The organism is Streptomyces sp. NPDC093598, from assembly GCF_044764825.1.
GTDB lineage: Bacteria > Actinomycetota > Actinomycetes > Streptomycetales > Streptomycetaceae > Streptomyces.
Genome location: NZ_JBIWIV010000014.1, coordinates 1 through 16,414, shown reverse-complemented (window position 1 = coordinate 16,414; position 16,414 = coordinate 1). Strand labels below are relative to the sequence as shown.

Here is a 16,414-nt window from a genome sequence, read left to right as displayed (position 1 = left end):
CACGCCATACTCTGCGACCATGACCACCCCGCGCCCCACCGCAGACCTCTCCGCAGACGAGGCCCGCAGAATCGCGCTCCGCGCCCAAGGCTTCCTCGGCGCCCCCGACCGCCGCTCCGGCGTCCGCGGCGTCCTCCGCCACCTGGGCGCGATACAGCTCGACACCATCTCGGTCCTGGCCCGCTCCCATGAACTCGTCCCGTACGCCCGCCTGGGCGCGGTGGGCCGGAAGACGGTCGAGGACGCCTACTGGAAGGACACGCACTCCTTCGAGTACTGGTCCCACGCCGCGTGCATCCTCCCCATCGAGGAGTGGCCCCACTTCGCCTTCCGCCGCCGCGCCTACCGCAACCGACCGCACTGGAACCACGAGCTCCCGGACGGCGCCTACGACCGGGTCATCAAGCAGCTCCGCTCCGAAGGCCCCCTCACCGCCACGGAGTTGGGCGGCGCGAAGAAGACGAACGACTGGTGGGACTGGTCCGGCTCCAAGGTCGCCGTCGAACGCGCCCTGATGTACGGCGAGGTGGTCTGCGTGGAGCGCCGCGGCTGGAAGCGCCTCTACGACCTGGCCGAGCGCGCCGTCCCGGACGACCTGCTGCACGACGAGCTGGACGACACCGAGTGCCTGCGCCGCCTGGTCCGCCTGGCGGGCCAGGCGCTCGGGGTCGGCACCCGCGCGGACATCGCCGACTACCACCGCCTCAAGGGTGAGCAGGTCGACGCGGTGATCGCCGAATCTGGCCTGGTCCCGGTCTCGGTCGAGGGCTGGGGCAAGCCGGCCTGGGCCGACCCCGCGGCCCTGGAGACGTCCCCGCGCGGCCGCCACCGCACGACCCTGCTGTCCCCCTTCGACTCCCTGATCTGGGAGCGTGCGCGCACGGAGCGGATCTTCGGCTTCACGCACCGACTGGAGGCCTACGTCCCCAAACAGAAGCGGGTGTACGGCTACTTCGCGATGCCGGTGCTGGCCGGTGGCCGTCTCGTCGGCCGCGTCGACCCGGCCCGCGAGGGCCGCACGCTGGTGGCCAGGCAGGTGACGCTCGACGGCCCGAAGGCGGTCCCGGCCGTCGCCCAGGCCCTGGCCGAGGCGGCGACCTGGGTGGACTGCACGGACGTCCGCGTGGAACAGGTCGACGTGCCGGACCTGCGCGAGCCCCTGGCCATGGAACTCGCCCGCCTGCTCGGCTAGAGACCGGCCCTAGGGGGTGTCCGCAAAGTCCCGCCTGCCCCGCGACGCCCGGCACGCACTCTCGCCGCACCGGGCGAACACCCAAGTACAACCAGTACGCGGGTGCCCGCCCGGCACGCCGAGAGCACGCACCGAACGCCGCGGGGCCCGCCCTCCGGGCGAACGACGCGACTTTGCGGACACCCCCTAGCGGATCTCGAGGATCTTCTCCCGCATCGCGTACACCACCGCTTCCATCCTGGAGTGCAGCTGAAGTTTCTCCAGGATGTTGCGGACGTGGTTCTTCACGGTGTTCTCGGAGATGAACAACTCCTTGGCGATGTCGCGGTTGTTCATTCCCGTGGCGACGAGCTTGAGGACTTCCAGTTCGCGGTCGGTCAGACGCGGCGCGGGCACCAGCCGGCGTTCGTCCGTGCGCTGGATCATCGACTTGAACTCGGTGAGGAGTTTCGACGCCATGGACGGGCTGATCTGCGACTGTCCGTCGGCCACCGCGCGAATGGCGGTGGCCACCTCGTCCGTGGAGATCTCCTTGAGGAGATAGCCGGTCGCACCCGCCTTGATGGCGTCGTAGAGATCGGCTTCCTCGTCGCTGATCGTCAGCATGATGATCTTGGCGCTGGGTGCCACCTCCTTGATGGAGGTGCACGCCTCGATCCCGCCCCGCTTGGGCATCCGCACATCCATCAGGACGATGTCGGGCAGCAGGTCGGCGGCCTTCTCGACGGCCTCGGCGCCGTCGCCCGCCTCTCCGACGACCTGGATGTCCTCCTCGGCCGCGAGCACGATCTCCAGGCCCCGGCGGAACAAGGCGTGGTCGTCCACCACGAGGACTCTGATCGGTTCCTTGCGTGGAGTCCCCGAGTCCGGGCCCATGGCGACGACGCCGTCGTCGGCATCCTTGTCACGCATCGGTCCGAAGCTGTCCGCCATCGTTCCTCCCCCTGAAGGCTGTGGCCTGAGGTCCTGAGCCATCGCCAACCCAGAGCAACGACCCACCGGTTGGGCCGTGGCCACCATGATTTCATGCCCGGACGGCACCGGGGCGCCGGAGCGGGGCGCGAAGTGGTCGCACGGGGGTGCCCCTGGGGGCGCACACGCGCTCCAGGGGCACCTGTTCCGCTGTCACCCGGCACGGTCAGCCGCCGAGCGCACCGCCCGCGTCAGAGGAGTGCGCCTGCGTGACCATCGTGTCCGTGCTGAGGTGGATCACGCCGTAGTCGTAGGCGTGCCGCCGGTAGACGACACTCGGTTCCTTGGTCTCGGAGTCGACGAACAGGTAGAAGTCGTGCCCGACCAGCTCCATCTCGTAGAGAGCCTGGTCGAGGGTCATGGGGGCTGCGACGTGGGTCTTCTCGCGGACGACGATGGGGCCGTCACCCTGAACTTCCAGCGAGCCGATCTTCTTCGTGGGTACGGCCTCGGGCTCCTCTTCGGGAGCCGGCACCAGACCGTTTCCGTTGAGCGTCGCCACGCCCGGGACGTGGTCGGCGACCTCGGCGGCCGGGATCCGGCGCGCACCACGGCGTGAATACCGCTTGTCGTGCTGCCTGCGCAGCCGGGCTTCCAGCTTTTCCGCCGCCAGGTCGAGCGCCGCGTACGGATCGCTCGCCGCTGCCTCCGCCCGGATCACCGGACCGCGGGAGCGGAGCGTGATCTCCACTCGGTCACAGCGGTCGGCCTGCCGGGGGTTGGGCTCCTTGGACACCTCGACGTCGAGGCTGATCACCTTGCCATCGAGCTTCTGGATCTTCTCCAGCTTCAGCTTCTCGGCCACGTGCTTCCGGAACCGCTCGGGCACCTCGGTCTTGCGGCCCTTGACGACGATGTCCACGCAGAACTCCGTTCCCGGATCGCTCCGCTTCGGTGCGGAGCGTCTCCCTTTTGCACCAGGTTCCGGTGTGCCCCGGAACCTCGGACTCTCGGTGACTTCCACCTCCTCCCCCGTGGACGAGATCTCCACTCCACCGTCGCGAGTGATGAAGAAAAACCCGCAGCACGGCATTCGGATTCGAGAGGTGTGGCCTGCGGCTTTCCCTCACAACCGAACATATCTCGCCCGGACGGATGTCGTCACCCTCTACTGCGGCGTACCTCCGTTCAGGTGAATAGGCCCTCTCGTTACCTGCAACGACACAAGATCTCAGTCAGTTCCGGTTTATTTCGAATGAGTCCGGTGATGCCGCGACCACTGCCGCGCACACCACGTCAACGGCTCCGCCGGCGTCACCCGCGCCCGCGTTTCCCTGCCGGGCGGGCCGCCGGCCCGTCCTCTCTCGCCTTGATCCGACGTTCTGTTCCTCTCTGCTTTCCCACGTCTCTCTCCCGTACACGGCCGAAGTCCGGGCAGCGTTCGGAATCGGCCCCGTCGCCCCGTACGGGATCTCCGGCCCGTGCCGGACCGCCCGCACGGCTCGCGCGGCCTCCGCCAGGGAGGCCCCCGTGGTCATCACGTCGTCGACGAGGACGACCGGCCCCCCGAAGAGCAGCCGGGCGCCTCCGGGAGCCACCGCCAGCGCGCCCGCGAGATTGTCCAGTCGCTGCCGGGAGTTGAGCCCCGACTGGTCGGCCACGGCCCGCCGCTGCCGCAGCACGCCGAGCACCCGGGCCGGCCTCCCCCGCCGCCGCAACTCCACCGCCGCCGCGAGCGCGATCCGCCGCGCCGGGTCATGTCCCCGGGCCCGCACGGCCCGCCGCCCGGACGGCACGGGCACGAGCAGCACAGGAGCGCCGCCGCCCCGGAACCGCGCCACCCCGGACCCCGCCGAAGCCGAGGCGCCCTGGAGCCCCGCCCGGACGGCACCCGCCAGCGCCACCCCGAGCGGTCCGGCCAACGCCAGGGCACCGCGCTCCTTGTGGGCCAGCAGCGTCGCCCGTACCTCGTCCGCGTACCGGGCCGCCGCGTGCACCACGGGCAGCCCTGGCGGCTCCGGCACCGGCCGCACCCGACGCACCGCTGCTCCGCTCAGCACCGCACGGCACCGCGCGCACAGCACCGTACGAGGCGCCCCGCAGCCCCCGCACTCGCCCGGCAGCACCAGATCGGTGAAGTCCTGCCACCAGCCCCGCATGGCCCCCACTGTGCCGACCCGGGCCCGCCCCGGCCACCCCTGTGGACAACCACCTGTGGACAACCAGCCGCCCCGCCACCTCCTCGTCCCCCACACGAGCGACGCCGACAGAAGCCACAAGCAGCAGCCCCGTACCCGCCCCGGGAACGCCGACGGCCGCCCCTCCCGAGTCCAGCCTCGGCAGAAGCGGCCGCCACGCCCAGCACACCCCGGCCACACCTGCCACCGGAGCGCTCACACCTCACCCCGGATAGACCGGCGCCGTCCCCTCCGTCACCTTCTGCCACTGCGCGCCCGACGGCAGCCGGACGATGCCGTCGACCGAGTACGCCACCAGCGGCAGCTGGTCGTCCTCGGCGGCCGTCACGTCCTTGACGCCGGTCAGGGCCGCGGGCGCCGGCACGTCCGGCGTGGAGCCGTCGACCTGGACGTACCGCATCTGCTCGACACCCCCGTGCTCGCGCCCGACCACCACGAGCCGGCTGTCCCCGGCCCACGACATGGCGGTGACCTCCTCCAACTCCGGTGTCGCGGAGCGCAGTTCGACCACCCTGACGGCTTGCTTCCCGCCCTGCTTCCCGTCCCGCTCGATCAGCCCGATGAGCAGGGTCTTCTTGCCGCCCTTCTCCACGACGAGCGCGATCCGCACCCCGTCGGCGGCCACCCGCACGGACTGGACACGTCCGTCCAGGTGCGGCATGCGCACCTCCACCGGGTCGCCCTTGCCCTCCTCGAAGAGGAGCAGCCGGGGACGCTCGGGGTCGCGGTCGGCCACCCACAGGCCGTCGTCCGCGTCCCAGCTGGGAGTCGTCAGCCGGTCCTTCTCGGCCTTGCCCCGGCTGCGCAGCACCGGCTCGCCCAGCGAACCGCCCGAGACCAGCGACCCCACGTACAGCGACCGGCCGTCGAGGCTGACACCGGCCGCGGTGTGCTCGTCACGCGACACCGCCACCGACCGCAGCGCCGTGTCGCCCTCACCGAGGGCCCCCGGCGCCGGGTCCGGCTCATTGCCGCTGTTGCCCGCGGCGATCCGTACGAGCCGGTGCTTGCCGTCGACGAAGTACAGGTAGTCGGGGTGCCGCGCCGAGCTCCGGGAGGCCGCCGAGTCGGCCGCCCCCTGCGTGAGCGAGCACAGCTCCGCCCCTCCGGCCCGCAGCTCGACCTCGTCCACCGCGGGGCTGAGGTTGCGCAGCGTGAAGAGCATCTGGGCGGCCATCTCCTCGCACCGGTTGGTGCCGATGCCCGCGGCCTTGTCGTTGAGCGGGACCGTCAGCTTGTTCCGGTCGTCGGGCGCCAGCGCGCCCGCGTCCTTCGCCAACGCCGTACCGGTGGGGAAGCTCGATCTGACCACGGGCCCGAGCCACCGCGTGGGCCCGTCGAGCAGGGAGTTCACCATCTGCGTCATGGGTTCCACGCGCCGGCGCACGTAGACGGGGTCGGCGACCGCCGTGGGCTGTGACTTCGATCCGGCCGCGTCGGTGTTCGAGGCGAAGTAGTACTTGCTGACGGACATGTAGTTGCGCTGGAAGTCCGACTCACCGATGACGACGCCCTGCGGCAGCGCGTCGATCCGCCACTGCCGCTTGTCGTCCTGCGTCAGGTGCACACTCCTGCCGTACACCCCGGTCGCCGGCGCGTACGCCTGCTGGGCGTCGACGGTGGCGACCTTGGTGCCGGTCAGCATGTACGAGATCTCGCCGGTGTCCTCCCCGCCCGCGCCGGGCTCGGGCTTGGCGCCCGGCCCGTCCGTCAGCACCGTGGCGGACGCCTCGGGCCGCCATGTCTTCGCGGCTTCGCCGGTCAGGTACTGGCGCGCGGTCTTGTAGTGCGGATCGTCGCTGGTGAGCGCCTCCAGGAAGCCCTGCACGATCTCCGAGGGCGACGCGTCCTCCCCCGGCGGCACGGCGAACACCTGCACCTGGGTCTCCTGGCGCGGCGTGGACTCCACGCCCCGCAGATCCCCGCTGTCCGGCATCGAGGCACACCCCGCCAGCACCAGGACGCCACCGCCGGCGTACGCCATCACGCGCGCGTGCCTGCGCCGGCCGCGCCCTTCGCGGTCAGCGCCCACCAGATGCCTCCCCTTGCCTGTCCACGCCCCCGGGGCCGGTTCCCCGGCTGCACGTTCCCGCGGAGTGGTCGTCCTCGTCCTGCGGCTTGTTCACGACCGGATCCCGTCCGGCCCGGCTGTCCGCACCCTCGTCGCGCCCTTTCCCCTCCGGGCCACTCACGCCACCGCCGGGAGCCGGCTGTTCCGCCCCCGCCGGTTCGTCCTGCCGCCGGGTGCCCGAGGCAGGCCTGGGCACCACGCGCGAACCATTGCCGGGCAGCGCCGTCGGGTCCGCCGTGGGGGCGCTACGCGGCGGTATCGGGTCCCGCTTCGCTCCCTGCGGCACCGGCCCGCTCACCGGCTGCGCCGGCACGGTCGCCCGTTTCTCGCCGTCCCCGCCACCACACGGCAGGCCGGCGTCGTCGAGTCCGCGGTTGCGCCGTGAGTCCTTGGGCTCCAGCGGTATCGGGGAGCCCCGTAGCGGCTCGTCGGCGGTCCTGGGCAGGGTCAGCCGGAACTGCGAACCGCCGCCCGGCTCGCCCCACGCCTGCAGCCAGCCGCCGTGCAGCCGCGCGTCCTCCAGGGCGATGGACAGCCCCAGACCCGTACCACCCGTGGTACGCGCGCGTGCCGGGTCGGCCCGCCAGAAGCGGCTGAACACACGGGTCGCCTCGCCCGGCTTGAGCCCGACCCCGTAGTCCCGCACCGCCACGGCGACGGCACCACCGGCCGCGGCGAGCTTGACGACGACGTCCCTGCCCTCGCCGTGCTCGACGGCGTTGACGACGAGGTTGCGCAGCACCCGCTCCACCCGCCGGGCGTCGGCCTCGGCGACCACGGGCTGCTGGTCGCCGAGGACCCGGATCCGCGTGCCCTTGCGCTCCGCGAGCGGCTCGGCCCCGCTGACCACCCGTCGTACGACGGTCCTGAGGTCTATCGGCTCGGCCTCCAGCGCCGCGGCGCCCGCGTCGAAGCGGCTGATCTCCAGCAGGTCCGCGAGCAGCGATTCGAACCGGTCCAGCTGGTCGGCGAGCAGCTCCGCCGACCGCGCGGTCACCGGGTCGAAGTCCTCACGCGCCTCGTGGATGACGTCCGCGGCCATCCGTACGGTCGTCAGCGGCGTACGCAGCTCGTGCGACACGTCCGACACGAACCGGCGCTGCATCCGCGACAGGTCCTCCAGCTGGCTGATCTTCAGCTGGAGGTTCTGCGCCATCTTGTTGAAGGCCTCGCCGAGCCGCGCGATGTCGTCCTCGCCGGTGACCTTCATACGTTCCTGGAGCCGCCCGGCCGACAGCCGCTCGGCGATGCCCGCGGCCATCCTCACCGGCGTGACAACCTGCCGCACGACGAGCCAGGCGATGGCCCCGAGCAGGACGACGACGAACAGCCCGGCGGTGGCCAGCGTGCCCTTGACCAGGCTCAGCGACTTCTCCTCCTGGGTGAGCGGGAAGAGGTAGTAGAGCTGGTACGGGTCGCCGTTGGGGTCGTCGACCTGCTTGCCGATGACCAGGCCCGGCTGGGAGTCCTTGGTCGCGTTGGTGTAGGTGATGCGGGTGTAGCTCTGCGCGGCCGTAGTGCTGCTGCCGATCCGCTCGCGCAGGTCAGGGGGCACGCTCCTGTTCCAGTCCACCTCACCGGAGGCGCGCTGCCCGCGGCCGCCCACGCCGTCCGCGCCGGTGGCCGGGAGCGTCACGACGTCGAAGGCGCCCTGGCCGCCGCTGGACAGCGAGGAGACGAGGTCGCTCATCCACGGGCTGACATTCTGCGCGGGACGCCCGTCCGATGTGGCGACATCGTCGCCGGTGCCACTCGCCGCTTCATCGGCCCGCTGCTTGGCCACCGCGAACCCGCCCGTGGCCTGGCTCTGGGACGCCTTCACCTTGGCGTCCAGCAGGCCGTTGCGCACCTGCCCGATGACGACGAAGCCCAGCAGCAGCACCACGCCCAGCGACATCAGCAGCGTCGTGACGACGACCTTGAGCTGGATGTTGCGCCGCCACAGCCGCATGACGGGCAGCAACGGCCGGCGCACCCACCGCATGAACAGACGGATGACCGGGCTGCCCTGGACACCGCCCTGGAGCAGCAGCCCGCTCTCCAGGAACCGTCCCCAGCGGGAGCCGGACTTCTTCCGCCCGACAGGCCGCCCCGGGCGGGCCCCGGACCGGCCGGGCGCCGAAGCGGCACTGTCGCCGGACATGTCAGCTCGGCCCTGCCTTGTACCCGACACCACGGACGGTCACCACGATCTCCGGCTTCTCCGGGTCCTTCTCGACCTTGGAGCGCAGCCGCTGCACATGCACATTGACCAGCCGCGTGTCCGCCGCGTGCCGGTAGCCCCACACCTGCTCGAGCAGCACCTCGCGCGTGAACACCTGCCACGGCTTGCGCGCGAGCGCGACCAGCAGGTCGAACTCCAGCGGCGTCAGCGCGATCGACTGCCCGTCCCGCTTCACGGAGTGCCCGGCCACGTCGATGACCAGGTCACCGATGGCCAGCTGCTCCGGAGCGGGCTCCTCCGACCTCCTGAGCCGCGCCCGGATCCGGGCCACCAGCTCCTTCGGCTTGAACGGCTTCACGATGTAGTCGTCCGCACCCGACTCCAGGCCCACGACGACATCGACGGTGTCGCTCTTCGCGGTCAGCATCACGATCGGCACGCCCGACTCCGCCCTGATCAGGCGGCACACCTCGATGCCGTCCCGGCCGGGCAGCATCAGGTCGAGCAGAACCAGATCGGGCTTGGCCTCGCGGAAAGCGGCCAGCGCCTTGTCTCCGTCGGCCACGAACGACGGCTCGAAACCCTCACCACGCAGCACGATGCCGAGCATCTCGGCCAGTGCGGTGTCGTCGTCGACGACAAGGACTCGTCCCTTCATAAACGACATCATCCCATTCTCATAACAGTGGCGAAGGCAGTGGTGAGGTAGGTCACCGGCCAGTGACCATAGTCGCAGCAAGCGCCACTGTCTGCCCTCGCCAGCCCGCCGATGATCTCGAGCAGGGCCGAGAGGCAAGGGCGCCGGAGCCCGCCCCTCGCCCCGCGCACCCCTCCGCAGCGCCCGACTCAGCCCGCCGCCACCCGGCGGGACCGCGCACACACCCCGGCGAGTGCCTCGGCCGTCACAGGCGAAACGACACCCTCCTCCGTGACGATCGCCGTCACCAGCTCGGGCGGCGTCACGTCGAACGCCGGGTTGTACGCCTGCGTTCCCAGCGGCGCCACGGGAATCCCACCACCGGCCTCCGCACCGACCACCGGCACCTGCGGCGCCGTCACCTCGGTCACCTCGTGCCCGGGCCGCTGCTCCACCTCGATGGACGCACCGTCCGCCGTGTCCAGATCCACCGTCGTCACCGGCGCCACCACGATGAACGGCACATGGTGGTAGCTCGCCAGCACCGCCAGCGGATAGCTCCCGACCTTGTTCGCCACCGAACCGTCCGCCGTGATGCGGTCCGCCCCGATCAGCACCGCGTCCACCTCCCCGGCGGCGAACAGCGACCCCGCCGCGTTGTCGGTGAGCAGCGTGTACGCCATCCCACTGCGGGCCGCCTCGTACGCCGTCAGGCGAGCGCCCTGCAGCAACGGCCGCGTCTCGTCCACCCACAGCCGCCGCAGCCGCCCCGTCCGGTGCGCCGCGAGGGCCACCGCGAACGCCGTCCCCTCCCCGCCCGACACCAGCGAACCGGTGTTGCAGTGGGTCAGGATCCGGTGCCCTCCACCGGGCAGCAGCTCGTCCAGCAGTGCCAGCCCGTGCTCGGCCATCCGCCCACTGGCCTCGGCGTCCTCCCGGTGCAGCTGCCGCGCCGCGGCCAGCGCCGCCGCGGCCGCCTGCCGGACGTCACCACCTTTGGCCAACGCCGCCTCGTGAGCCGCCTGCGCCCGCCGCACCCCGACGGCCAGGTTCACCGCGGTCGGCCGGGCGCTCGACAGGGCGGACGCGGCCTCGTCCACGTCGAAGCCCCGCACGGCGGCGAGCGCGACCCCGTACGCCCCCGCGATGCCCAGCAGGGGCGCGCCACGCACGGCGAGCGAACGAATCGCCTCCACGAGCGCGGACGCGTCCGTACAGACCAGTTCGACCTCCTCGGCCGGCAGCCTCGTCTGGTCCAGCAGGACCAGAACGGGGCCTTCCGGTGGCTCTTCCCAGCGGATCGCCGGGATCTCGGTCGGCCGTTTGTCATCGCCGCTGTGCGCGTACTGATCAGCCATGCCGTCAGTCTGCCCCCTTTCGAGCGGACAATTGAAGGTACGCAGCCCATACCGCGGCCGGTCACTCCAAGACCACCCCATGGCACGATGGCTGCCAACCTGCCGCCGCGACCGCGGACGGGCACCGTGAAGGAGCGACGATGAACGACACTCCGGGCTGGGCCTCGCCCGGATCCGCCCCGTCCGACGGGCAGAAGCCGGACCAGTCCGGCCCTGCCGAGCCCACCGACCGCCCCGGCCCCGCACAGCCCGCGGACCAGCCGGCACAGCCCGGCCAGACCCCGCAGGGCCCCGGCCCGCAGTGGTCCAAGGAACAGCCGCCACCGGCCCAGTGGTCCGCCCCCAGCGGCCCGGCCGTCCCCGGCCAGGCTCCACCGCCCCCGCCGCCCGGCCCGGGTTGGGGCACCCAGCCCCCCGGCGGACACGGCCCCGGAGGCCGGCCCGGATACGGCACTCCCGGCGGCCACGGCGGCTGGGGCAACGGCTGGGGCGGCCCCCCGCCCGCCGCCAAGCCCGGCGTGATCCCGCTCCGCCCCCTCGGCGTGGGCGAGATCCTCGACGGCGCGGTCTCCACCATGCGCACCTACTGGCGCACGGTCCTGGGCATCTCGCTGACCGTCGCCGTCCTCACCGAGGTCATCGTCGTCCTGTTCCAGGGTCTCGTCTTGGACGACTCCACCACCGACGCCCTCAACGACCCCAGCGCGTCCCTCAGCGAGCTGACCCGCGCCATGGGCGACGCCATGCTCAACTCCACCGTCGTCTTCGTGATCTCCCTGGTCGGCACCGTCATCGCGACCGCGCTGCTCACCACCGTCACCAGCCGCGCCGTACTCGGCAAGTCGGTGACCATCGGCGAGGCCTGGCGGGACGCCCGCCCTCAGGTCCTCAGGCTGTTCGGCCTGATCTGCCTGTTGCTGCTCATCACCGCCGGCATCGTCACCGTGGGCACCCTGCCCGGCATCCTCGTCGGCGTCGCCGTGAACGGCGGAGCAGGCGTCGCCCTCACCGTCCTGGGCGTCATCGGCGCCGGCATCGTCGCCCTGTGGCTGATGATCCGCTTCTCCCTCGCCTCGCCCGCCCTCATGCTGGAGAAGCAGGGCATCAAGAAGGCACTGAGCCGCTCCGCGAAGCTGGTCCAGGGCACCTGGTGGCGGATCTTCGGCATCCAGCTGCTCGCCACGCTCATCGCGAACGTCGTCGCCTCGATCATCGTCATCCCCTTCACCCTCCTGGCCGCGGCCCTCAGCGGCGACGGCCTCACCGGCTGGCTCAACACCGGTGTCGGCAGCCTCGGCTGGACGTTCCTCATCATCAGCGGCATCGGCTCCGTGATCGGCTCCATGATCACGTTCCCGATCACCGCGGGCGTCACCGTGCTCCTCTACATCGACCAGCGCATCCGCCGCGAGGCCCTCGACCTCGAACTGGCCCGGGCCGCCGGCGTCCAGGGCTACGGATCCACCGCCCCCGGCGCCACCCCGGGGAGCTGATGCGGTGAGCCGGGCGGGGGAACTTCTCACCACGGCGCTGCCACGCGCCGGCATACGGACGCTGCTGAGCTCCGGCGACATCTCCCTGCTGTCGCCGGCCCGCTCCGCCGACGATCCGCCCCTCACCATCCCGCGCGACCCCGCCCGCGAGGCGGCCCGCCGCGAGCTGTCCAAGCGGATGTACCACGAGGACGACCCCAGCCTGTTCCAGCGCGCCCTCGACGCCTTCTGGGACTGGCTCGGCAAACTCTTCAACGCCGCCTCGACCGCCACCCCCGGCGGCACACTCGGCCTGGTCGTCATCATCCTGGCCGTCATCGCGATCCTGGCCGCCCTGTGGTGGCGCCTGGGCACCCCGCGCCGCCAACCCACCTCGTCCGCAACCCTGTTCGACGACCGCCCGCGCAGCGCCGCCGACCACCGCGCCACCGCCGAGGCACACGCCGCCCAGGGCCACTGGAACCAGGCCGTCCAGGAGCGCATGCGGGCCCTCGTCCGCGCCCTCGAGGAACGCGCCCTCCTCGACATCCGCCCCGGCCGCACCGCCGACGAGGCCGCAGCCGAAGCCGGCCGCGCCCTGCCCGCCCACACCGACCGGCTGCGCACCGCCGCCCACGACTTCGACGACGTCACATACGGCGGCCGCTCGGCGACCGAACAGTCGTACCACCGCATCGCCGAACTCGACCGCGACCTCGAACGCACCAAGCCCCGGCTCGCCACGACCAGCAGCGCCGACACGGCCCCCAACAGCAGCCAGGGAGCCGCCGAATGACCACCGAGGCCACCCTCCCGTCCATCTCGGCCTCGCCCACCGCACGCCAGGTGTGGACCCGCGCCCGCGGCATCGCGCTCGCCCTCGTGGTACTCCTCGCGGGAGCCGTCGCCATCGCCGTCATCCGCTCCGACGCCCGCCACGGTGAACTCGACCCGCGCTCCGCCGACCCCAACGGCAGCCACGCCGTCGCCGAACTCCTCGCCGACCGGGGCGTGGACACCCGCGTCGTCACCACCCTGGACGAAGCGGCCGCCGCACCCGGACCGGACACCACCCTCCTGGTGGCCACCCCCGACCTGCTGACCCGCAGTCAGCAGATTCGGCTGCACCGCGCGTTCGCCGACTCCCACGGACGCACCGTCCTGGTCGCCTCCGGCAGCGCCTCCATCGAACGGCTCGCCCCCGGCGTCACCGCCGACCCCGCCACCAGCGTCGACTCGACGCTCTCCCCCGACTGCACCCTGCCCGCCGCCCGGCGCGCCGGCACCGCCGACACGGGCGGCATCCGCTACACCACCACCCACCTCGGCGCCGACGCGTGCTACCCCAGCGCGCGTCTGGCCACCCTGCTGCGCATCCCGGACGCGCGCGGGAACGGCGACACCGTCGCCCTCGGCGCGCCCGACATCCTCCTCAACGACCGACTCGACGAGCAGGGCAACGCCTCGCTCGCCCTGCAACTCCTCGGCTCCCGCCCCCATCTGGTCTGGTACCTCCCCTCGCTCTCCGACACGTCGGCCACCGACGCCGACGACGAACGCAGCTTCTTCGACCTGCTCCCCGCGGGCTGGCTCTGGGGCACCCTGCAACTCTTCATCGCCGCAGCCCTGGCCGCCCTCTGGCGGGCACGCCGGCTCGGCCCCCTCGTGCCCGAAAAACTCCCCGTCGCGATCCGCGCCTCGGAAACCGCCGAAGGCCGCGCCCGCCTCTACCGCAAGACCGACGCCCGCGACCGCGCGGCCGACGCTCTTCGCTCCACCACCCGCACCCGCCTCGCCCCCCTCGTAGGCGTCCCCGTCACCCAGGCGCACACGCCCGAGGCCCTGCTCCCCGCCCTGTCCGCCCACCTCCACGGCGACGGCCAGGACCAGCACGCTCTCCTCTTCGGACCACCGCCCAGCGACGACGCAGCACTCATCGCACTCGCCGACCGACTCGACGCCCTCGAAAGAGAGGTACGCCGTCCATGATGGACCCGACCACTGACAACGCCGGGCCGACCGGGGACCCGGGCACCGCCCGAGACGCCCTGGAGGCCCTGCGCGCCGAGATCGCCAAGGCCGTGGTCGGCCAGGACCCCGCCGTCACCGGCCTCGTCGTCGCCCTGCTCTGCCGCGGCCACGTCCTCCTCGAAGGCGTCCCCGGCGTCGCCAAGACCCTCCTGGTCCGCGCCCTCGCCTCCGCCCTCGAACTCGACACCAAGCGCGTCCAGTTCACCCCCGACCTCATGCCGAGCGACGTGACCGGTTCCCTGGTCTACGACACCCGCAGCGCCGAGTTCTCCTTCCAGCCCGGCCCGGTCTTCACCAACCTCCTCCTCGCCGACGAGATCAACCGCACGCCCCCCAAGACCCAGTCGTCCCTCCTGGAAGCCATGGAGGAACGCCAGGTCACCGTCGACGGCACCCCCCGCCCCCTCCCCGACCCGTTCCTGGTCGCCGCGACCCAGAACCCGGTCGAGTACGAGGGCACCTACCCCCTCCCTGAAGCACAGCTGGACCGCTTCCTCCTCAAACTGACCATCCCCCTCCCCTCCCGCCAGGACGAGATCGACGTCCTCACCCGGCACGCCGAGGGCTTCAACCCACGCGACCTCAAGGCTGCCGGCGTACGCCCGGTAGCGGGCCGGGCCGACCTGGAAGCCGCCCGCGTCGCCGTCGCCAAGACGACCATCTCCCCGGAGATCACCGCCTACGTCGTCGACATCTGCCGCGCCACCCGCGAGTCGCCCTCCCTCACCCTCGGCGTCTCCCCCCGAGGCGCCACGGCCCTCCTGGCCACCGCCCGCGCCTGGGCCTGGCTGACCGGCCGCGACTACGTCATCCCCGACGACGTGAAGGCACTCGCCCTCCCCACTCTCCGCCACCGCGTACAACTCCGCCCGGAGGCCGAAATGGAAGGCGTGACGGCCGACTCCGTCATCAACGCGATCCTCGCCCACGTCCCCGTCCCCCGCTGATGGCGCTCACCGGACGCGCCGCCCTCCTCGCGGCCCTGGGCTCCCTCCCCGTCGGCATCTGGGAGCCCAGCTGGACGGGCCTCCTGGCGGTCAACGCTCCGCTTGCCGCGGCCTGCGCCTGCGACTTCGCCCTGGCCGCCCCCGTACGACGTCTGGGCCTGACCCGCTCCGGCGACACCTCCGTACGGCTCGGCGACACGGCGGACGTGACCCTGACCCTCACCAACCCGTCCCGCCGCCCCCTCCGCGCCCGACTCCGCGACGCCTGGCCGCCGAGCAGTTGGCAGCCAGGCACGGATGCGACGGCCTCCCGCCACCACATCACGGTCCCCGCGGGCGAACGCCGCCGCATGACGACCCGCCTACGCCCCACCCGCCGAGGCGACCGCCAAGCCGACCGTGTCACCATCCGCTCCTACGGCCCCCTCGGCCTCTTCGCCCGCCAGGGCACCCACACGGCCCCCTGGACGGTTCGGGTCCTGCCCCCGTTCACCAGCCGCAAGCACCTGCCCTCGAAACTGGCCCGCCTGCGCGAACTGGACGGCCGCACCAGCGTCCTCACCCGCGGCGAAGGCACCGAGTTCGACAGCCTGCGCGAATACGTCCCTGGCGACGACACTCGCTCCATCGACTGGCGCGCCACAGCCCGCCAGACCACGGTCGCCGTACGCACCTGGCGCCCCGAGCGCGACCGCCACATCCTTCTGGTCCTCGACACCGGCCGCACCTCGGCCGGCCGCGTGGGCGACGCACCCCGCCTCGACGCCTCCATGGACGCGGCTCTCCTCCTCGCGGCACTCGCCTCCCGCGCCGGCGACCGCGTGGACCTCCTCGCCTACGACCGGAAAGTCCGCGCGCTCGTCCAGGGCCGCACCGCAGGCGATCTCCTTCCCGCCCTGGTCAACGCGATGGCCACGCTCGAGCCGGAACTCGTCGAAACGAATGCCCGCGGCCTCACGGCCACCGCCCTGCGCACGTCCCCCCGCCGTTCTCTGATCGTCCTGCTCACGACCCTGGACGCGGCACCCGTCGAAGAGGGCCTGCTTCCGGTCCTCCCACAGCTCACCCAACGTCACACGGTCCTGCTGGCATCGGTAGCGGACCCGCACATCACCGAAATGGCCAAAGCCCGCGGGAATGTCGACGCCGTCTATGAGGCCGCCGCAGCCGCCCAGGCCCAGTCAGAACGACACCGCACCGCAGAACAACTCCGTCGCCACGGCGTCACGGTCGTCGACGCCACACCGGACGACCTGGCGCCGGCACTGGCGGACGCGTACCTGGCATTGAAGGCGGCCGGACGCCTGTAACGAAAGCAGGCCCCGAAAGGGGCCTTGAACGCAGAAAACCCCCGCATCCGAAGATGCGGGGGTTTTCCCAAAAATTGTTCGGCGGCGTCCTACTCTCCCACAGGGTCCCCCCTGCAGTACCA

Annotated in this window: 13 protein-coding genes; 6 read left to right on the top strand and 7 right to left on the bottom strand. The window is 72.1% G+C overall.

Annotation, left to right across the window (positions count from 1 at the left end; translation table 11 throughout):
- Positions 1–19: 19 nt before the first annotated feature.
- The gene (locus tag ACIRDU_RS30195) at positions 20–1,192 is read left to right on the top strand and encodes a winged helix-turn-helix domain-containing protein (protein WP_403585221.1); all 1,173 of its coding nucleotides are present in this window, start codon (positions 20–22) and stop codon (positions 1,190–1,192) included.
- Positions 1,193–1,378: 186 nt separating this feature from the next.
- Here ACIRDU_RS30195 and ACIRDU_RS30190 read toward each other — a convergent pair whose 3' ends face one another.
- The 7 genes from ACIRDU_RS30190 to mtnA all read right to left on the bottom strand — a co-directional run bounded on the left by ACIRDU_RS30190 (position 1,379) and on the right by mtnA (position 10,532).
- On the bottom strand, positions 1,379–2,125 hold the full coding sequence (locus tag ACIRDU_RS30190) for a response regulator (RefSeq protein ID WP_390981972.1): 747 nt from the start codon (positions 2,123–2,125) through the stop codon (positions 1,379–1,381).
- 205 nt (positions 2,126–2,330) lie between these two features.
- On the bottom strand, positions 2,331–3,026 hold the full coding sequence (gene hpf, locus ACIRDU_RS30185; RefSeq protein WP_403585218.1) for a ribosome hibernation-promoting factor, HPF/YfiA family: 696 nt from the start codon (positions 3,024–3,026) through the stop codon (positions 2,331–2,333).
- A gap of 313 nt (positions 3,027–3,339) precedes the next feature.
- On the bottom strand, positions 3,340–4,263 hold the full coding sequence (locus ACIRDU_RS30180; RefSeq protein WP_403585216.1) for a ComF family protein: 924 nt from the start codon (positions 4,261–4,263) through the stop codon (positions 3,340–3,342).
- Positions 4,264–4,504: 241 nt separating this feature from the next.
- On the bottom strand, positions 4,505–6,334 hold the full coding sequence (locus ACIRDU_RS30175; RefSeq protein WP_403585214.1) for an LpqB family beta-propeller domain-containing protein: 1,830 nt from the start codon (positions 6,332–6,334) through the stop codon (positions 4,505–4,507).
- Positions 6,324–8,516, bottom strand: a complete 2,193-nt coding sequence (gene mtrB / locus ACIRDU_RS30170) for an MtrAB system histidine kinase MtrB (RefSeq protein WP_403585212.1) — start codon at positions 8,514–8,516, stop codon at positions 6,324–6,326. Before mtrB ends, ACIRDU_RS30175 begins: the two co-directional genes overlap by 11 nt.
- Position 8,517: 1 nt before the next feature.
- Positions 8,518–9,207, bottom strand: a complete 690-nt coding sequence (mtrA, locus tag ACIRDU_RS30165; protein WP_009188938.1) for a two-component system response regulator MtrA — start codon at positions 9,205–9,207, stop codon at positions 8,518–8,520.
- A 176-nt stretch (positions 9,208–9,383) separates the two neighbouring features.
- The gene (gene mtnA, locus ACIRDU_RS30160; RefSeq protein WP_403585210.1) at positions 9,384–10,532 is read right to left on the bottom strand and encodes an S-methyl-5-thioribose-1-phosphate isomerase; all 1,149 of its coding nucleotides are present in this window, start codon (positions 10,530–10,532) and stop codon (positions 9,384–9,386) included.
- A 140-nt stretch (positions 10,533–10,672) separates the two neighbouring features.
- On the opposite strand from mtnA, the gene ACIRDU_RS30155 reads away from it, so the two are divergent.
- The 5 genes from ACIRDU_RS30155 to ACIRDU_RS30135 are packed head-to-tail and all read left to right on the top strand — an operon-like array spanning position 10,673 to position 16,292.
- The gene (locus ACIRDU_RS30155) at positions 10,673–12,025 is read left to right on the top strand and encodes a hypothetical protein (protein WP_403585207.1); all 1,353 of its coding nucleotides are present in this window, start codon (positions 10,673–10,675) and stop codon (positions 12,023–12,025) included.
- Between the two features lie 4 nt (positions 12,026–12,029).
- Positions 12,030–12,800 (top strand): DUF4129 domain-containing protein, encoded by a 771-nt coding sequence (locus ACIRDU_RS30150; RefSeq protein WP_403585205.1) that lies wholly within the window; start codon positions 12,030–12,032, stop codon positions 12,798–12,800.
- Complete coding sequence (locus ACIRDU_RS30145) at positions 12,797–13,993, top strand: DUF4350 domain-containing protein (protein ID WP_403585203.1); 1,197 nt, start codon at positions 12,797–12,799, stop codon at positions 13,991–13,993. The genes ACIRDU_RS30150 and ACIRDU_RS30145 overlap by 4 nt, the downstream gene beginning before the upstream one ends.
- Positions 13,993–14,982, top strand: coding sequence for an AAA family ATPase (locus tag ACIRDU_RS30140; protein ID WP_403585559.1), 990 nt, complete (start codon positions 13,993–13,995; stop codon positions 14,980–14,982). Before ACIRDU_RS30145 ends, ACIRDU_RS30140 begins: the two co-directional genes overlap by 1 nt.
- Positions 14,982–16,292 (top strand): DUF58 domain-containing protein, encoded by a 1,311-nt coding sequence (locus ACIRDU_RS30135; RefSeq protein WP_403585200.1) that lies wholly within the window; start codon positions 14,982–14,984, stop codon positions 16,290–16,292. The genes ACIRDU_RS30140 and ACIRDU_RS30135 overlap by 1 nt, the downstream gene beginning before the upstream one ends.
- The last annotated feature ends 122 nt before the right edge of the window (positions 16,293–16,414 follow it).

Bases quoted from the DNA above. Each gene is read 5' to 3' on its own strand.
- ACIRDU_RS30195 (WP_403585221.1), top strand. From the start codon at position 20: ATGACCACCCCGCGCCCCACCGCAGACCTCTCCGCAGACGAGGCCCGC.
- ACIRDU_RS30190 (WP_390981972.1), bottom strand. From the start codon at position 2,125: ATGGCGGACAGCTTCGGACCGATGCGTGACAAGGATGCCGACGACGGC.
- ACIRDU_RS30180 (WP_403585216.1), bottom strand. From the start codon at position 4,263: ATGCGGGGCTGGTGGCAGGACTTCACCGATCTGGTGCTGCCGGGCGAG.
- mtrB (WP_403585212.1), bottom strand. From the start codon at position 8,516: ATGTCCGGCGACAGTGCCGCTTCGGCGCCCGGCCGGTCCGGGGCCCGC.
- mtrA (WP_009188938.1), bottom strand. From the start codon at position 9,207: ATGATGTCGTTTATGAAGGGACGAGTCCTTGTCGTCGACGACGACACC.
- mtnA (WP_403585210.1), bottom strand. From the start codon at position 10,532: ATGGCTGATCAGTACGCGCACAGCGGCGATGACAAACGGCCGACCGAG.
- ACIRDU_RS30155 (WP_403585207.1), top strand. From the start codon at position 10,673: ATGAACGACACTCCGGGCTGGGCCTCGCCCGGATCCGCCCCGTCCGAC.
- ACIRDU_RS30145 (WP_403585203.1), top strand. From the start codon at position 12,797: ATGACCACCGAGGCCACCCTCCCGTCCATCTCGGCCTCGCCCACCGCA.
- ACIRDU_RS30140 (WP_403585559.1), top strand. From the start codon at position 13,993: ATGGACCCGACCACTGACAACGCCGGGCCGACCGGGGACCCGGGCACC.
- ACIRDU_RS30135 (WP_403585200.1), top strand. From the start codon at position 14,982: ATGGCGCTCACCGGACGCGCCGCCCTCCTCGCGGCCCTGGGCTCCCTC.